This window comes from Tardiphaga sp. OK246 (assembly GCF_900188215.1).
In the GTDB taxonomy this organism is placed as follows: Bacteria; Pseudomonadota; Alphaproteobacteria; order Rhizobiales; family Xanthobacteraceae; genus Tardiphaga; species Tardiphaga robiniae.
On sequence record NZ_FZOX01000001.1, the window covers coordinates 170,961 to 186,626 of the forward strand.

Sequence of the window (15,666 nt, forward strand, 5' to 3'; positions counted from 1 at the left end):
GTCTTGTCACTTCACCAGCGCGGCCTTTTCAATCACCGCCGCGACTTCCTTCGCATGAACAACGAGCGAAGCATGGCTGCCGGCGACCTCCGTCGTCTGAGCCTTCATCCTGCCGGCGAAAAACTTCTGGGCCTCGGGTGCGATCACCTTGTCCTTCGTGCTGATGACATAGAATGTCGGCTTGTCGCGCCAGGCTGCAATGTCGACGGGCGCCTCGAATGCAACGTGATTCAACGGAAGCTGCGAGTTAGCCAGGTGCGCGGCGATCTCCGGAGGAAGGTCGGCCGCAACGGCCGACGGAAATACCTTGGGATCGATGTAGAGGTTGCCCTTGTCGTCCGGATGAATCGCCGCACCACCTTCGGTCGCGGGACCGCTCTTGGCGAGCTCTGCCAGAGATTGTCCCACGTCGGGCGCGAAAGCGGAGACGTAGACGAGCGCCGAGATCTTGGGGTCGTTGCCGGCTTCGGTGATGACCACGCCGCCCCAGGAATGGCCGACGAGAACGGTCTTGCCGTTCTGCTTCGCCAGGGCTTGTTTGGTGGCATCAACGTCAGCGGCAAGGGAGGTGAGCGGATTTTCGACGAGCGTGACGTTGTAGCCCTTCTTGGTGAGGATGTCGGCAACGGGCTGCCAACTCGTCTGGTCGACGAAAGCGCCATGGACGAGCACGATGTTGTGAGCGGCCCCCTTGGGCAGTTCGGCCGACTGGGCGGAGGCGGCAAATGCCGCTCCGGCCAAGAGGACGGCGGCGGTTGAAAGCAGAAGATTTCGCATGAATGGCTCCTGTTGGACGACGAACGACGCGAGGTCGGGGATGGCAGGCGTTCAGCAAAGTCGCGGATCATCCATCTGCCCTTCGGGAGATGGATGACTGCACGATGCGTCCGCGCGCTTCGGCAGGACCTAATATGAAGATGTTTCGGACGGTAGAGCCCAATCGTCCAAGTATTGCGTCGGATCGTCCGCGAGATTAGCATCGCCGCCATGGACATCCTCGCCGAAGTACTCGACCGCGTGCGCCTCGGGGGGACTTTGCTGTTCCACTTCGAGCTCGGCCATCCCTGGAATCTGGCGTTGCCACAACGCCCGTACGCCATGTTTCATTATATCAGTCGTGGCTCAGCGACCCTCGCGCTCCAACAGGGATCAGAACTCCGCATGAACGCGGGCGACTGTGTTGTCATCTCGCGGGGCGAGCCCCATGTGATTTATTCGGATCGCCGGACGACGCCGTTTTCGGTTCTCGACTTCGATCGATCGGCCGCGGATCGTGGCGTCGTTCGTCACGGCGGCAACGCGCAGCCGCATGCGACGATGATCTGCGGCAAGTTCACCGTGGCGCGGCCCTCACGCGGCAGCGTGCTGGACTTGCTTCCGCCGGTGCTTCTCCTGAAGCCCACGGAGGACGGCGCGTGGCTCGAGGCGATTCTGCGACGCATGGTGAGCGAGTCGGCGTGTGAGCGTCCCGGCCAGGGCGTCGCGCTGTCACGACTAACAGAGGTGCTCTTCGTCGAGGTTCTGCGAAACTGGATCAAGTCGCTTGGTCCCGGAGAAGGCGGGTGGCTGGGCGCGATGGCGGACCCGCACATCGGACCGGCACTTCGGTTGATCCACGAGCGACTGGATCGGCCCTGGACCCTCGATGACCTCGGGCAACGCGTGGGGCTAGGTCGCTCGGCGTTTTCGGCGCGCTTCACCAAACTCGTCGGTCAGTCCATGTACAGTTATCTGATCGCGCGCCGGATGTCGGAGGCCGCATTCTTGCTTGAAACAAGCGACGAGGCGATCGCACGGATCGCGACCTCTGTCGGCTATGAGACCACTGCCGCGTTTTCGAAGCTCTTCCATCGACATCACGGCCTATCGCCTGGCCGGTACCGAGCAGCGCGGCGCTCTGACGGCGACCGAAGGCAAGAGGACGTCCTGGAAGCAGAAGTCGCCGATTGACAGCTATACTTCTTATAGACGATCGCTCGCGCTGCGATGAGCCGAACGGTCCATTTGGTCGCAGACGCATCCATTACGATTGTCTTGACCGATCCCGTGAGCGTCTGGCCATTTCAAAGCGGCGTCGCAACCTCAGCTCTGATGCGGGCCTTGCATGATCTTCATGGCGTCCTTCACGTGGCGCCACTCGTTGGCTTCTTCCACCTGACCTTTTTGCTCGCATGTTAGTGCATTCTGGGCGGCATGAGCGATGGCCACGGCGCCGTGCCGATCAAGCATCTGCCGGGCAATGGTGTGAACTTGAGTCTCGGACATCATTTGCTTTCTCCTGATTTTTCCCAGCCAAGGAAAAACGGTCCTGCTGGAACCGAACCGGCCAGTATCTTTTAAAAACGGTGGAACAGCCAATCTCGTTCCCGGAAAAATCGACCGGCCAAGCGACAAAGGGACATGATGATCATCGAGAAGTCTGATGAACAGACGCGAGCCAATCTGGAGGCCGCTCTGGCGCGTGTCTGCGATAGGTTGAGTTCCGCTGGACAGCAAGCGTAGGGCGCAATAGCGAAGCGTATTGCGCCCGCCTTACAGCGATCTTGCCTTCGGCGGATTACGCTGCGCTGATCCGCCCTACACGCCAGCAAATAGCCAGCAGCTTCGTGCTTTTGCGACCAGCTCACGGTTACCCGCAACGTCAACTGCAACTAAGCCAGTCCCAGGCCGCCATCAATAGCAACAACCTGGCCTGTCATCCATTCCGAAGCGGGACTCGAAAGCCTCACGATCCATTCTGCCAGGTCGTCAGGAACCCCGCGCCGCCCGAGCGGTATGCGCGCACGCTCCTGTTCCTTGATTGCCGCAGCCTGTTCCAGGGAGAGCCCCATCATGCCCGTCAGCGCGCCTGATTCCGTAGGCCCTGCCGCCACGGCGTTCACGCGTATGCCGAGCGGTGCAAGCTCCAGCGCCCAGCAGCGGGTCAAATGCTCCAAAGCCGCCTTGCTGGCGGCGTAATGAGACAGTCCAGCCACCGGCTTGTGACCGAATGTGCTCGAGACATTAACGATCGTGCCCCGTGTTGCCCTCAGGTGAGGAAGAGCAGCAGCGGCAAGGAGACTTGGGCCGAGCACATTGACGGAGAAAATGTCCCTGATCCGATCGGCTGTCGCGTCTGCCAGCGGAAGGATGGCGCCTGCACCCGCGTTGTTGACCAAGGCATCAACCCTGCCCCAAAGATCGACCGTCTTGGCAATTGTGCGCTTGGCATCTTCGGCGGAGGCTGCATCCGCCACCATGCCGGCTATGTTCGCATGCTCGGCAATCGTTTCTTCGATAGGGCCGGGACGGCGGCCGGTCACGAATACCTTGTTGCCTTCCCTTGCGAAGCGCAGCGCCGCCGCCTTCCCTATGCCGGAGCTGCCGCCCGTCACGATCACGACCTTTTCACTCTGCATTTTCAATCTCCTTCTTGCCAAGATGACACGGCTTGGCCCCACGACTCTGCAGTCCATCTGAATCGGCGCTGCTAAAACCAGGGCGCGCTCTCATTAGCGAAGAGGGCGCGCCCCGGTCCTAACCCGGCAAACGATCAGTAGTCCCAGGAGATCGGAACCCAGCGAAACGCGTCGCCATCGATCGCCACGTGGCCGGCGGACGGGAATGGCAGATGGGTCGCGACCAACAATTCGCCTGTTGCCGCCAGCTCCCGCAACAGACGAGTCCGCACGCGCGCCGCTTCTTCGGGGTCGTGCTCGAAACCGTTGTGCCAATCGGGTTGGTCAAACCCGACCGTGAACACGGCGTCGCCGGCGAAGGTCAGCGCGTCACCGCCGGATGCCAGGCGGACGACACTGTGTCCGGGCGTGTGGCCGCCGGTCCGACGCACGACGACTCCCGGCGCCAGTTCGTGCTCGTCCGTGAATGTCCGAAAATGCTTTCCATATTCGGCCATGAACCGCTTGGCGGTCGCCCGCAGCGCGTCCGGGAATCCGGGCGGCATTTGGGTGTGAGAGAAATCGGGCGCTTTCCAGAATTCGACCTCGGCGGCAGCGACGTGGATTCGCAGATCCGAACGTAGTTGATCCTTCACCCCTTCGACGAGCAGTCCGCCGATATGGTCCATATGCAAGTGCGTCAGCACGATATCGGTGACGCATGCAAGATCGATCTCGGCAGCGGCCAATCGCTGGATCAGTTGTCCGGCCCGCGGCAAATGCAGGTCCGGGTCCAATCCCAGCCCGGCGTCGACAAGAATGGTCTGCTCGCCACTCTGCACGACGACCACGTTCAGCGGCCAGTCGAAAGCGTCCGGCGGCAGGAACATATCGCGCATCCAGGCGGCCCGGACGGCGGGGTCTGCGTTATGTCCCAACATGGAGGTTGGGAGTGGCAGCACGCCATCGCTGACCACCAGCACGTCGATGTCGCCGATCTTCACTGCATAGCGCGACGGAACCAGTTCGTTGCGTCCCGACTTGGCGGGGGCCGATGTCGTATCAAGGTTCATGTGTTTCTCCTTCTGGGTATTTTGCTGAGTGCTTTTCCGAGTGGCTTGAATCGTCTGTGTCATCTGTGGGTCCTCCTGGTTGATCGTGAGAGCTGGCCGCGCTCCATGGAGCGCGGTTCTTTCTTGTGTGGGGTGGCTAGACTTCGGTCACATGCTCCGGATCGGCCGAGGCGAGAGCGGCGGCACGCTCGGGCTTCGGCGGGTAAATCCAGATGGTGTTGATTTCCTGCTTGGTCTTCTTGGCGACGTCGCCAACCATCTCGACCTTGCGGTCCCAGCCGCGCGTGAACAGTGCGCCGGCTTCGCCGAGGTCGAGACAGGTGACGTAGGCCTTCTGGTGATATGGCCTGGTCGCCATGCGCAATAATTCGGCGGCGGCATTGTTGCCGGCAAAGGCGCCCATCCGCGTCGCATGCTGGCACGACATCAGCGCGTAATTGCCGACATCGTCGCTGGCCGCTCTGGCGGCATCGCCCGTGGCAAAGACGCCAGGTACCGAGGGTACGCGCAAATCGCGGTCGACCAGCAGCCGGCCGAAATTGTCGCGCTCGGCTGGGATCTGCGTGGTCAGCGGCGCGGCGCGAATGCCTGCCGCCCAGATCACGGTCTCGGTTTCGATACGTTCGCCGTCGGACAGTGTGATCCCGGATGCATCCAGCGAGGCAACGCCGGCACCGAGCCTCGTCTCCACACCGAGTTTGCGCAGCGCCTCCTCGATGATGGGACGTGGACCCTCGCCCATGTCGGGAGCGATCGCACTGTTTCGTTCGACAATGATGACGCGCGGCTTGGCATCCTTGCCGAGGATCGTGCGAAGCCGCGCCGGGATTTCGGTCGCTGCTTCAATTCCTGTGAAGCCGCCGCCGGCTACGACGATGGTGTCGCGTCCGTTCGATGCCGGCCGATCGGCCAGGCCATGCAGATGCTTGTCGAGCGCGATCGCATCGTCGAGATTGTCGACGCTGAAACCATGCTCCGCGAGGCCGGGAATATTCGGACGGAACAACCGGCTTCCGGTCGCCACGACCAGCCGATCGTAGGACAGCGACTGTCGCTTATTGTTGGCGGTCGCGACCTGCACGATGCGGGATGCGGTGTCGATCGTCTCGGCGCTGCCTTTGATATAGACGACGTCGACGGCCTTGAGGACATCCAGCAAAGGCGCCGTCAAGGTTTCGGGCTTCGGCTCATAGAGCCGCGGGCGAATGACCAGTGTCGGCTCGGGTGCGACCAGCGCGATCTCGAGCTCTTCGGGCGAAACACCCTTGATGTCGCGCAGGCGGGCTGCGGACAATGCGGCGTACATGCCGGCGAAGCCGGCGCCTATAATGACTATTCGCATGTGATGTTCTCCTTGGGTTTAAGTTGCTCGGCAGTACGCGCGTCACCGCCGCCGCTTCTCACCTGCGGCAAATTTGTTGCGATCAACGATGACGCGAAGACGGGAAACGACGAGGTGGGCCCCTATGGAGGGGTACAGTCCAGCATCGACGCCAGTTGCATGGGACGTTCACATTCGGCGCGGCAGATTCGCGGAACCGGCGGCCGGTCACGATGAAAGATGATCGGCTGTGCGAACGTCAGCGGCCGGTCGTTCAAAGCCTGGATGTCGTCGCTCACGATAATGGACAACGAAGGGGTGCTGTCTTGCGCGGTCTGCGCTGGTTTCTCGGCTTCTTCGCCCGTCGATGTCGTCAGTCGAATGGTCAATGAAAGTCCATATATCAGAGAGCTCGTGACGACTCTCCGTCGCGGTATCATTGCAAGTGGGTCGACGAAGGTCTTCCAGGCCATTGTCTGTCTCCGTCCGTTATTGGCGTGGGCACGGTGATGATCTAGCTGATCGGATCTGCAACTGCCCCAGAGCGATTGACGTACCTGTCGAGAGATTGCGGCTAACGCGTCCGTCGGCGCCAATCGCTTGGACTTTCGCCGGTCAGCTTCCTGAACGCCGCTGCGAAGGCTGTCTGCGAGGCATAGCCAAGCGCCGCTGCCACCGACACGACCGATGCGTCGGTGTCGCGCAGCATGTTCATGGCCTGCTCGAGCCGGTGTTGGCGCAACCAGGCGTGTGGCGAAAGCCCGGTGCTTTCCTTGAAAGCGCGGCAGAAGTGAAAGCGCGACAGGCCGGCATCCGAGGCCAGGGCGGAAAGAGAGACGTCCGTATCGCTGTCCGAGCGCAAACGTTCGATGGCACGTAGCAGCGTCTTCGGCGCCAGCCCGCCCATGGTCTGCTGGAACGTGGTTGGCGCGCCGGTGTGCGCAGCCAGCAGGCGCGTGGCCAGTAGATCCGTCACTTGCTGCCTGAACAGGGCATCCAGGGCCGCATTGCCCTCCAGGACGTCCGCCGCACTTATGAGCAACCGCGATGTGATGGGATCGGGATGCGCCGTTCGCTCCAAAAGGTCGCCAGGAGCGGCGATGTCGGCTTCGTGGGCAACGCGCTCGAGTATTCTGTGCGGAAGATAGAGCTGAACGACATCGACAGGTTTCGGAATATCCCATCGGGAACTTGATCCTTCTGGAATGATGATCACAACCCCGGGACGAAACGTTCCAATCGCAACCGATCTTCCTGACCGCCGCTCCATGCGCTGCATCGAACCGTTGTAAGCCATGATGACGTGATGGGTCATCGGCTCGACGACGTCGTGCAATGGCTCATGTTTCCAGTGGGTGATTCCGGCACCGGAGGAATCCAAAGCCATATGAAATGGTGTGGTCCCGAGCACGCGGGACATCTCCGCACCGGCAGAAGGCCGCTCGGCATGGGACGGAGTTTCCTGGGGCGCCTCAGATGCGGCTGCCGGGCCATTCGAACGATCGTGAGGCTTGGTCATGGACGTGCACCCGCAGCAAGGGTTCGTGTGTGTCCGATGAGACCCGTACCGCCCATGACGATAATCCTCATGACTTTCCTCCGATTGTTCGGGCCATCCGTGGCCTTGCTCCTGAAAGCACTGCCAGAATGCGCGCGGACGGGCCGGAAAGCCTTGTAGGCACCTTGAATTGCCGTTGAGTTTTCCTTGGCTTCTTGTGCAATCGACGCGCGGACGTGCAGTTTTCATTCAAAAATGATTGCCTGGACGCCGATCAGCGCGAGCTCAAGCGAGGCGCCCGAACTCGTCGCTGCTGGACCGAAGCCGTTCGATCTGCTGCTCTTTCCGGTCCCGAACAATGACCCGAAGCGGAAACCGAGGATCCAATCATCGCTGATGAACTATTTGATCTGCGACCCCGACCAAGGGACAAATGAGCGTCCGGGGAATGGCGGTCGGGTATCCCGGCTGCTCCGGACAAGGTGCGGAGACCACATGCGATGCAGATGCGCTTCTCAACATACCGGTTGTTCGCATGCATGGGCGTGGTGCTTCTCGCCGGGTTGCCGGGAGTGGCCGCCGCAGACGAGTCGGATTCCTGCATAAAGCTGTCGGATGACCTCGCGGTCGCGGGGTGCACGCGCACCATCGACTCGCACCAATACACGGGTCGAAGCCTCGCGCGGGTCTATGCGCGTCGCGGCGGGGCGTACCGAGCACAGGGCGACCTCACCCACGCCATGGCGGATTACAACGAGTCGATGCGGATCGATCCGACCTATCCGTCTGCCTACAACAATCGCGGCAACGCTTGGTACCACAGCGGAAAATTCGATCGGGCCATCGCGGACTATAACCAGGCGATCCAGCTCGATCCGAAATCAGGGCTCGCCTACGCCAACCGTGGCAGCGCCTGGGGCGCCAAGGGCGACTTCAACCGGGCCATCGAGGACTTCGACCGGGCGATCCAGCTCGATCCGAAAGATGCTGACGCCTACTACAACCGCGGCAGCGCCTGGAGCGGCAGGGGTGACCTCGATCGGGCCATCGCGGACTACGATCAGGCGATCCAGCTCGATCCGAAACATGGGGCTGCCTACGTCAACCGCGGCAACGCCTGGGGCACCAAAGGCAATTTCGACCGGGCCATCGCGGACTTCAACCAGGCGATCCGGCTCGATCCGAAAGATACCAAAGCCTATTACAACCGCGGCATGGCGTGGGAGAAGAAACGCAGTCTGAAAGAGGCATTGGCTGACTTCAGGATGCACGCGCGACTGGCTCCGTCCGATCCAGAAGGCCTGAAGGCGTTGAAGCGCGTATCGAAAGAATTGAGAGCAATATGACGGGCCGGCGCTGACATGGCTTGATGTCTGAAAGCGGCACATTCCAAGCGTCATGCCTCCGACGTCTCCCATTCCCGCACCACCGATGTCCCGCGTCTCGCGATGCCTGATCGACATCGGGCGCATGATCGTCGGCCTGATCGCGGCGATTATCATCGCGCCTTTGGCCATGGGAATTCTGCTGCAGCTCAGCCTTCGGCCCACCGGCGGACTCGCCGCGCATCTCGGCGCGGTCGTCACGACGGCTCTGCTGACTCTCGTTTTCGGCGTGGCGGGTTCATTCAAGGCCACCGTTTTCATCGCCCTGCCCGGAATCCTCCTGGCGCGATGGGTCGGGATCATGTCGCCCGCGATGTGCATGATCGGCGGCGCCATCACCGGTGGCGGCTTCTTCGGCATCAGCGCCTCCGTTGGCTCCTCACTGCCGACCGAATGGGGGCTGATCGGCGCAGCGGCGTGCGGCGGAAGCGTTGCCGCGCTCGCTTACTGGTGGCTGGTAGAGCGTCACATCCGGTGACCGTCGCGACACCGCCAATGAGAACAATTGGCCTGTTTTGGAATCGACCGACATAGCGAAGCCTGTCGTGCCGCCCATTGCTCACATCACATCTGCTTTCGCAGCGATGCATGCCGATCAACGCCCGTCGACATAAGGATGACGCGAGAGGATATCATCGAGTCTGGCGCGACAGCGATCCGCCCATGCAGGATCAAGCCGGCCCAGCAATGCGAGCTGATGCGCAAAACGCAGGCGCCTGATATCGCCGGCGTTGGAATTGCGGTGCATGAGTTCATAGGTTCCGGCCATCGCCGAGGTGATGGTCTCGAAAGTCCAGTACATCAGCTCATCTAGATCGTCGGTGGTCCGCATGTCGTATCGCTCGCCGCGTTCGACGAACATGTAGTGGAAGTGCCCGTCATGCTCGATCAGCGCACGGCCGGAATCGACATGCCGATACCCCGGCAGCAGCTCCTCGGGCGCATGGATGCGGGCGGCAAGCACGCGCATGCGGTGATCGACTTGTTCAAGGGGTGTCAAGGCAGCGGCCTCGTGATTGGCCAATGCGGCCGTGGGACAGTGGCGATAAGTCGGGATAACTGCGCACCAGGTTCACTCAGACAGAGGGCACCAGACGGCAGCAGCACGCCTGAACCCGATCTTCGCGCGCGCCGACATATGGGACGAGGTGCCGTAGTCGATGTCCGAGCCAAGTCCCCTTCTGGAATTCATCATGCAGGCGCTGGCATCAAAGCCGGAGGAGCGCGGCATTCTGTTTTACGTCATACTGACATTCACCGTCGGCATCGCCATTGCCGCGATATGGCCGTTTGGCGGCACCCCGGCGGACGTCCTGACCGGCTACGGGATCGTGGTGGTGGCGGTCGGCAGCGGCGTGTTGCTGGTGAAGTGGTTCTTTCACAGCATCAATTGATGCGGTCTTCGCGGTTCGCGGCGTTGGCCTTACGCCACGCCCGCGCGATGCACGCACGGCGCAAACGGATCGACCGCCCACGCCTCGCCGGATTTGAGCCACGCTCGGCTGATCTCAAGCCAATCCGCCAGCGGCAGCAACCGGAGACCAGAGGGCGTTGCCCACCCCTGCGACTCCGTCACGAACGGCGCATCGTCATCGGGGCGGCGCACGATCTGGACCACATGGGTAATCCCGCGTGGCCGCGGATGGTTCGCGGCCCATGCTCCGCCACCCTGTCGCAAGCCGATCGTTGCAAAGCGCGGCAGGCTTTCGAGATCGATCCGATCGCCTTCGAGAATAAACCCGGTGCGGGCCTCGATGACCTCGATCATGCGATCGGACCAGGTCGAAATCCCGGCAATCTCACCGGCGCTGAAGACGCCGCTTCTGGATGCATCATTCATCGCCTGCATCGCGCTGGACAGCAGCAGCGCAGCCCAGCCGGAGCAATCGATGACCGGCGGATCCCACGCAAGTCCTTCGGACTTGACGCCGCCTTTATAGCCGACGTGCCCCACATGGCGCTCGACGAGTTGCCACATGGCGGGAGCGATCAGGCTCGTATGGTGAGGTTCAGCCAGCTCACGCACCAGACGCGCGACATGCGCTTTCAGCTCGCCCAGCGCGACGTCGGGAGGCGCCACGTCGATGTCATGGACGTGCCAATAGGTCACGCGATCTTCCCAGCCCGGAAAGCGCTCCGCCAGCAAGGTGCGGTGCTCGGCTTCCTTCACGGCCACAACCATATCGGACGCTGCAAGCGCATCATGCGTACAGACCTCCGGCATTCGCGATACGCCGAGGGGCGAGATGCCATCGACAGTCAGTGCGTCGATGGTCTGCCGCGCCATCGGGCCGACATTGTCCTTGCCCCGCTCGATAGCCAGGGCGTGCGACGTCGCCTCCCAGTCCAGACCGGCGCGACGCGCCAGGTGATTGAAGAGTTCTTCCGCATAGCGGCTGCGATAGTAGTTGCCGGTGCAGAGGAAGAGGACGGTCCTGGCCATGGCCGAGTGTGTTTGGTCGGGCCCGCATTTGTCAATTGCACCGCCCTCGCCGCTCGCGAGCCCATGGACCCCGCAACCATTTTGCTGGATTGTGCCGGCCTCGCCTTGCGCCAACGAATCATCCCTCGGAGGACACCCCCAATGTCGCGCTCGCCTTTCCGCACCACCCTCGTCGCCGCCCTCGCGCTGATCGGCGCCAGTCTCTCCTCTGCGGCTTTTGCCGATAGCGGCACGATCCGCATCAATGTGCTGAAGGGCGGCTGGTTCATCGGCGCGTCGGGCGGTTCGGGCACACTGACCTTTCGCGGGCGGACCTATCCGCTGTCGATCGGCGGCTTGAGCGCGGGCCTGGTGTTCGGCGCGTCGCAGACCTATCTGTCCGGCCGCGTCAGCCGCATCAACAGCCCGGGCGATGTGGCCGGCGTTTATGGCGCAGGCGGCGCGGGTGCTGCCGTCGGCCGCGGCGTCAGCGCCATCGTGCTCACCAACGAAAAGGGCGCGCTGCTGGAATTGAGCGGCCGCCAGACCGGATTGATGGTCAATGCCGATCTCTCGGGCCTCGCCATCTCGCTGAGGTAAGCGGCGAGCCCATAAGCAGAGCACGGACGCCTTGCTGCAAGGCGCCCGTGCAAACACATATCCGCGAACCGACGCCTCGACGCGAGCTCCATTCAACAAAATGGCAGGTGTCATCGATCGCGCGAATGTGCACGCGACGTCATCGTGGCTTCACACTTGTTAAAGATTTTATCGATCTTTTTTTGCGCTCTGGTGTGCAGCGCAATGCGCGCGACGCGATGTCGCGCAACACCGCGTGAAGGTTCACGCCCGCACTTCAAAACAATGTCACCAGCCGTCATCCACGTTTCATCGCACGGGCCAAGATACGCCCCAATGCGCCAGCATGGTCCGCGCAGCTCGAGACGACGGAGTGTAGCATGACAACCGACCCGACACCGAAGTTCGACGCAAACTATGTGGCCACGCTGCGCCAAGTGCTGGATATCGCTGTGCAGCAGATCGCCGTGCAGCATCGCACCCCGGCGACGAAGGCGATGATGGCGGAGACCATCGTGCGCCATGCGGCCGGCGGCATCACTGACGCCCATGCGCTCGTGTCGCATGCCGTGACCGCAGGCGCCAACGGCGCGCCGTAACATCGCTGCGCAATCTTTCGCAACGCGAAAAGCGGGAACTGCCACGTATTTGATGGCATGCCGCCACGTCTTCGCCAAACCGGACAGCGAAGTTCCATCGAAGCCGATGGAAAACGATACCGATGATTATGTCAGAAAATTATTTCAGAGACCGCGCGGACGATTGCAACCGCCTCGCTCGCGAGGAGAGCGATCTGGAAATGCGCGGCATGCTCTGCGATCTCGAACTGGATTATCGCGCCAAGGCGCTCCATGCCGCAGCCCACGGCTGGCGCGACGCCCCGCGGTATTTCGAATTGGCTGAGGCGTAGCCCTGTCGCGCGCGACAGCAGACCGGCCGAAATCTTTCTCGACCTTACGCTTTCACGAGCCGCACCTGGGTGCCCCAGGGATCGGCGATCGCAATGCCATCTGCGATCGACTCGCCTGACAGGCCCGCCGCCGCAAGACGGCGCTTGCGGTCAGTTATGACAGCATCATCGGCAATACGGAGCGAAAACCAGGCCAGCCCGGTCTCCTGCGCATTGCGCGGACCGCTGCCGGTGCTCTGCCAGGTGTTGATGCCGATGTGATGGTGATAGCGGCCTGACGACAGGAATGCGACACCCGGCCGGCCAAGCCGCGTCGGCTCCATCCCAATCAGCCCCTCATAAAAATTGCGGCCGCGCGCGACATCGCCGACGCGCAGATGCATGTGACCGATGCGCAGCGCCTTCGGCGCGGTGTGATACTGATCGCGGGTCGTGTCCGTCTGCGCCACGATGTTGTCGATGTCGAGCTGGTCGGTCCCCATGGTGACCATGTCGCCGGTCCATTTCCACGCCGACGGCGGCCGGTCCGAATAGACCTCGATGCCGTTGCCCTCGGGATCGGTGAGATAGGAGGCTTCGCTGACGTGATGATCGGCAAAGCCATCGAACGGCGTGCGCGCCAGCGCGGCATGGACCAGCCACCGCGCGAAGTCGGCACGACTCGGCATCAGGAACGCGGTGTGAAACAGCCCGGCGGTGGTCTGCGCTTCCAGCGGCGCATCGGGCCGATGGATCAGATGCAACAGCGCCACGCCATCAACGCCAAGCACGACCTCGGTCTTGTCCGCGCTGATGGTGTCGAGCTTCAGCAGGTCTGTGTAATAGGTCCGCATCTTGCCGAGGTCGCGGACACGAAGCGCGGCGGCGCCGATCCGCATCGGCGTCTGTTGCGCGAAGGGGAGCGCAGCCGACGCGGCCGCGCCGAGATCGACACCGCCCTCGGCACGCACCGCGCCCATCAGCGCGGTCTGGCTGGCGGCGAAGGCGGCCAATTTCATGACTTGTCGGCGCGTGGTCATGCGGGGGTCCATGGCGGCAGAAGGGGTTCAAGAGCGGATCATTGTGGATAGCAGGCGACCATACGGGGTCAAATCACATCGCTGTAGGCCCAATCCACGGGGCCTTTTTAACATAATGTTACGTTCCGACATCGTTTTGGTAGTTGATCGCAGAGGCGAAGTGAGGAGAACTCACCCCAACTCAAAAATAAAACAGACGGGAAACGCCATGTCGACAGCCCCCCACATCATCCGTGATGACAACCGCGCGCGTGCCATCGTGACGGCGATAGCCTTGTTTGCCGCGCTATGCAGCACCACCGCCCCCGCTTCCGCACAGCAGCTCGCCTGCGACGACGGTATCAAGGCCGCATTTCATCCCGATGAGGCCACCACCGTGGTGGCCGTGCGGGCGATCAAGAAGGGCGAGGAACTGGTCGCACAGGATTCGCCCCGCCCGATCACCATGGCGGCGGACATGTGCCTTGTGAAGCTTCTGGTGGGGCCAGGCTTCACGGCGGAAAAGGACAAGGCTGCGCGCTCCTGGTCCGAGGGCATCGGCATCGAGGTCTGGCTGCCGACACCGGCGAACTGGAATACGCGCATCCGCAATTACGGCGGCGGCGGCTGGGTCGGCGGTGGCCATCGCACTGTCGACAAGATCGGCAGCAAAGTGCCCGCCCTCGTCAACGCCAATATGGGTTATGCCTCGGGCACCACCGATGCAGGACAACCCTGGTATCAGGACGGCTCCTTCACATTCCTCTCCGACGGCAAGGTCAATGCCGAGGCGTTCCGCGACTTCTCGGTCCGCGCCATGGTGGAGCAGGCCGTCAAGACCAGAGCGCTCGTCACGCTGTATTACGGCAAGGCGCCGGCTTACGCTTATTACGATGGCCATTCGCAGGGCGGCCGGCAGGGCATGAAGATCGCCCAGGACTATCCCGAACTCTATGACGGCTACATGATCGCGCAGCCGGCGCTCAACATCCCGCAATTCGGCACGGCCGCGCTGTATCCGCAGATCGTGATGAAGACCGAACTCGGCTTCACAGCGCTCGACAAGCCGAAAGCCACCGCCTTCGCCGCCAAGATCGACGCCGCCAACAAACGTGCCCTCGCCGCCTGCGACAAGGCCGGGATCGGCTTCCTGCTCGATCCGTTCGCCTGCGATTACGATCCCGCGCGCGATGCCGCAGCTCTCTGCAGCGGCGAGGCTGGCCAGGGCGTCACCGGCAGCAATGCCGATGCGGCAACCTGTATGAGCCTGAAGGAAGCGATGGCGCTCGACAGGATCTGGTTCGGCGCAACGCCCGATGGCAGCTATGACGCCGCGCAAAGCTCCGACAGCCGCAGTGGCAAGGTGCTCGGCACGAAACAGGTGTGGTGGGCCTTCACCAGGACCACGGCGATCGGCAGCCAGATCACCGGTACAGCCGCCGGCAGCGTGGCCCTGGCCCTGCAGGACGTCCGCTACGCCGCCGATGCCAGCGCCACCAACCCGTCGGACATTCCGTTCAACAACGGCTCGACCACCGAACGCAACAAGTGGCAGGAGCTCAGCTATGCCGATCTGGCCGATACGGTGAACAAGAACCTTGCCTTGCAGCCCACCCTGTTCAGCAATCTCGGCACAGACAAAGCGGATCTCGGCAAGTTGCGCGATCTCGGCCGCAAGATCATCGTCTATAGCGGCCTCGTCGATGACGCGATCCCGCCCGCCGGCAATGTCAACTATCACGAGCGCGTCGCGGCGCAGATGGGCGGCCACGCGGAGGTGCAGAAGTTCATGCGGATGTATCTGCTGCCCGGCTCGGCCCACAGCTCGCAGGGCCGCGCCTATACGGTCAGCGGACAGAACGATTCCGTGCCGCTACCGAAACTGCCGGGGAATGCCAACCAGACGCCGACGCGCGAGCAGGATCAGTTCTTCACCGCGCTGACGGACTGGGTCGAGAAAGGTGTGGCTCCCGGCGAGATCGCACTGACGTCGCGCGACAGCAGGCTGAGCTATCCGGCTTGCGTCTATCCGTTGCGGACAGTGTGGAATGGTGGAGCAGTGACGCAGGCGGGGAGTTTCGGCTGCAAGTAGCTGTCATTCCG

Annotated in this window: 18 protein-coding genes; 8 read left to right on the top strand and 10 right to left on the bottom strand. The window is 62.4% G+C overall.

Annotated features, from left to right (window positions below; all coding sequences use genetic code 11):
* Positions 1-6 precede the first annotated feature (6 nt).
* Complete coding sequence (locus CHC01_RS00810) at positions 7-777, bottom strand: alpha/beta hydrolase (RefSeq protein WP_089261622.1); 771 nt, start codon at positions 775-777, stop codon at positions 7-9.
* A 210-nt stretch (positions 778-987) separates the two neighbouring features.
* Here CHC01_RS00810 and CHC01_RS00815 point away from each other — a divergent pair, with 210 nt between their 5' ends.
* Positions 988-1,950 carry an AraC family transcriptional regulator gene (locus CHC01_RS00815; RefSeq protein ID WP_089263575.1) on the top strand — a complete coding sequence of 321 codons (963 nt, stop codon included), beginning with the start codon at positions 988-990 and terminating at the stop codon, positions 1,948-1,950.
* Positions 1,951-2,082: 132 nt separating this feature from the next.
* Here CHC01_RS00815 and CHC01_RS00820 read toward each other — a convergent pair whose 3' ends face one another.
* The 6 genes from CHC01_RS00820 to CHC01_RS00845 all read right to left on the bottom strand — a co-directional run bounded on the left by CHC01_RS00820 (position 2,083) and on the right by CHC01_RS00845 (position 7,290).
* Positions 2,083-2,268: a hypothetical protein gene (locus CHC01_RS00820; protein ID WP_170849737.1), complete on the bottom strand. Its 186-nt coding sequence runs from the start codon at positions 2,266-2,268 to the stop codon at positions 2,083-2,085.
* 383 nt (positions 2,269-2,651) lie between these two features.
* Positions 2,652-3,398, bottom strand: coding sequence for an SDR family NAD(P)-dependent oxidoreductase (locus tag CHC01_RS00825; protein WP_089261624.1), 747 nt, complete (start codon positions 3,396-3,398; stop codon positions 2,652-2,654).
* A 134-nt stretch (positions 3,399-3,532) separates the two neighbouring features.
* On the bottom strand, positions 3,533-4,450 hold the full coding sequence (locus CHC01_RS00830) for an MBL fold metallo-hydrolase (protein WP_089261626.1): 918 nt from the start codon (positions 4,448-4,450) through the stop codon (positions 3,533-3,535).
* Positions 4,451-4,586: 136 nt separating this feature from the next.
* Positions 4,587-5,792, bottom strand: a complete 1,206-nt coding sequence (locus tag CHC01_RS00835; RefSeq protein ID WP_089261628.1) for an NAD(P)/FAD-dependent oxidoreductase — start codon at positions 5,790-5,792, stop codon at positions 4,587-4,589.
* A 122-nt stretch (positions 5,793-5,914) separates the two neighbouring features.
* Positions 5,915-6,160: a hypothetical protein gene (locus CHC01_RS00840; RefSeq protein ID WP_089261630.1), complete on the bottom strand. Its 246-nt coding sequence runs from the start codon at positions 6,158-6,160 to the stop codon at positions 5,915-5,917.
* Between the two features lie 185 nt (positions 6,161-6,345).
* The gene (locus CHC01_RS00845; protein ID WP_089261632.1) at positions 6,346-7,290 is read right to left on the bottom strand and encodes a helix-turn-helix domain-containing protein; all 945 of its coding nucleotides are present in this window, start codon (positions 7,288-7,290) and stop codon (positions 6,346-6,348) included.
* Positions 7,291-7,769: 479 nt separating this feature from the next.
* On the opposite strand from CHC01_RS00845, the gene CHC01_RS00850 reads away from it, so the two are divergent.
* Positions 7,770-8,615, top strand: coding sequence for a tetratricopeptide repeat protein (locus CHC01_RS00850; RefSeq protein WP_089261634.1), 846 nt, complete (start codon positions 7,770-7,772; stop codon positions 8,613-8,615).
* Positions 8,616-8,700: 85 nt separating this feature from the next.
* Positions 8,701-9,132, top strand: a complete 432-nt coding sequence (locus CHC01_RS00855; RefSeq protein ID WP_089261636.1) for a hypothetical protein — start codon at positions 8,701-8,703, stop codon at positions 9,130-9,132.
* A gap of 117 nt (positions 9,133-9,249) precedes the next feature.
* On the opposite strand, the gene CHC01_RS00860 is transcribed toward CHC01_RS00855, so the two are convergent.
* Positions 9,250-9,624 carry an Imm63 family immunity protein gene (locus CHC01_RS00860; RefSeq protein WP_089261637.1) on the bottom strand — a complete coding sequence of 125 codons (375 nt, stop codon included), beginning with the start codon at positions 9,622-9,624 and terminating at the stop codon, positions 9,250-9,252.
* 190 nt (positions 9,625-9,814) lie between these two features.
* On the opposite strand from CHC01_RS00860, the gene CHC01_RS00865 reads away from it, so the two are divergent.
* Entirely contained in the window at positions 9,815-10,048 is a 234-nt protein-coding gene (locus CHC01_RS00865) for a hypothetical protein (protein WP_141137013.1), read from the top strand.
* Positions 10,049-10,077: 29 nt separating this feature from the next.
* Here CHC01_RS00865 and CHC01_RS00870 read toward each other — a convergent pair whose 3' ends face one another.
* Complete coding sequence (locus CHC01_RS00870) at positions 10,078-11,211, bottom strand: arsenate reductase/protein-tyrosine-phosphatase family protein (protein ID WP_244558176.1); 1,134 nt, start codon at positions 11,209-11,211, stop codon at positions 10,078-10,080.
* 27 nt (positions 11,212-11,238) lie between these two features.
* Here CHC01_RS00870 and CHC01_RS00875 point away from each other — a divergent pair, with 27 nt between their 5' ends.
* The 3 genes from CHC01_RS00875 to CHC01_RS00885 all read left to right on the top strand — a co-directional run bounded on the left by CHC01_RS00875 (position 11,239) and on the right by CHC01_RS00885 (position 12,565).
* Complete coding sequence (locus CHC01_RS00875; protein ID WP_089261642.1) at positions 11,239-11,676, top strand: lipid-binding SYLF domain-containing protein; 438 nt, start codon at positions 11,239-11,241, stop codon at positions 11,674-11,676.
* A gap of 359 nt (positions 11,677-12,035) precedes the next feature.
* The gene (locus CHC01_RS00880; RefSeq protein WP_068731389.1) at positions 12,036-12,254 is read left to right on the top strand and encodes a hypothetical protein; all 219 of its coding nucleotides are present in this window, start codon (positions 12,036-12,038) and stop codon (positions 12,252-12,254) included.
* 122 nt (positions 12,255-12,376) lie between these two features.
* Positions 12,377-12,565, top strand: coding sequence for a hypothetical protein (locus tag CHC01_RS00885; protein ID WP_068731284.1), 189 nt, complete (start codon positions 12,377-12,379; stop codon positions 12,563-12,565).
* Positions 12,566-12,609: 44 nt separating this feature from the next.
* Here the strand turns inward: CHC01_RS00885 and CHC01_RS00890 are convergent, their stop codons facing one another.
* Entirely contained in the window at positions 12,610-13,584 is a 975-nt protein-coding gene (locus CHC01_RS00890; protein ID WP_089261644.1) for a VOC family protein, read from the bottom strand.
* 208 nt (positions 13,585-13,792) lie between these two features.
* On the opposite strand from CHC01_RS00890, the gene CHC01_RS00895 reads away from it, so the two are divergent.
* Positions 13,793-15,655, top strand: a complete 1,863-nt coding sequence (locus tag CHC01_RS00895) for a tannase/feruloyl esterase family alpha/beta hydrolase (protein WP_176454462.1) — start codon at positions 13,793-13,795, stop codon at positions 15,653-15,655.
* The last annotated feature ends 11 nt before the right edge of the window (positions 15,656-15,666 follow it).

Excerpts from the sequence above, each read along its gene's own strand:
- CHC01_RS00850 (WP_089261634.1), top strand. The coding sequence starts at position 7,770 with ATGCAGATGCGCTTCTCAACATACCGGTTGTTCGCATGCATGGGCGTG.
- CHC01_RS00860 (WP_089261637.1), bottom strand. The coding sequence starts at position 9,624 with ATGCGCGTGCTTGCCGCCCGCATCCATGCGCCCGAGGAGCTGCTGCCG.
- CHC01_RS00825 (WP_089261624.1), bottom strand. The coding sequence starts at position 3,398 with ATGCAGAGTGAAAAGGTCGTGATCGTGACGGGCGGCAGCTCCGGCATA.
- CHC01_RS00830 (WP_089261626.1), bottom strand. The coding sequence starts at position 4,450 with ATGAACCTTGATACGACATCGGCCCCCGCCAAGTCGGGACGCAACGAA.
- CHC01_RS00875 (WP_089261642.1), top strand. The coding sequence starts at position 11,239 with ATGTCGCGCTCGCCTTTCCGCACCACCCTCGTCGCCGCCCTCGCGCTG.
- CHC01_RS00835 (WP_089261628.1), bottom strand. The coding sequence starts at position 5,792 with ATGCGAATAGTCATTATAGGCGCCGGCTTCGCCGGCATGTACGCCGCA.
- CHC01_RS00880 (WP_068731389.1), top strand. The coding sequence starts at position 12,036 with ATGACAACCGACCCGACACCGAAGTTCGACGCAAACTATGTGGCCACG.
- CHC01_RS00865 (WP_141137013.1), top strand. The coding sequence starts at position 9,815 with ATGTCCGAGCCAAGTCCCCTTCTGGAATTCATCATGCAGGCGCTGGCA.
- CHC01_RS00845 (WP_089261632.1), bottom strand. The coding sequence starts at position 7,290 with ATGACCAAGCCTCACGATCGTTCGAATGGCCCGGCAGCCGCATCTGAG.
- CHC01_RS00895 (WP_176454462.1), top strand. The coding sequence starts at position 13,793 with ATGTCGACAGCCCCCCACATCATCCGTGATGACAACCGCGCGCGTGCC.
- CHC01_RS00890 (WP_089261644.1), bottom strand. The coding sequence starts at position 13,584 with ATGACCACGCGCCGACAAGTCATGAAATTGGCCGCCTTCGCCGCCAGC.
- CHC01_RS00855 (WP_089261636.1), top strand. The coding sequence starts at position 8,701 with ATGTCCCGCGTCTCGCGATGCCTGATCGACATCGGGCGCATGATCGTC.
- CHC01_RS00820 (WP_170849737.1), bottom strand. The coding sequence starts at position 2,268 with ATGATGTCCGAGACTCAAGTTCACACCATTGCCCGGCAGATGCTTGAT.
- CHC01_RS00810 (WP_089261622.1), bottom strand. The coding sequence starts at position 777 with ATGCGAAATCTTCTGCTTTCAACCGCCGCCGTCCTCTTGGCCGGAGCG.
- CHC01_RS00815 (WP_089263575.1), top strand. The coding sequence starts at position 988 with ATGGACATCCTCGCCGAAGTACTCGACCGCGTGCGCCTCGGGGGGACT.
- CHC01_RS00885 (WP_068731284.1), top strand. The coding sequence starts at position 12,377 with ATGATTATGTCAGAAAATTATTTCAGAGACCGCGCGGACGATTGCAAC.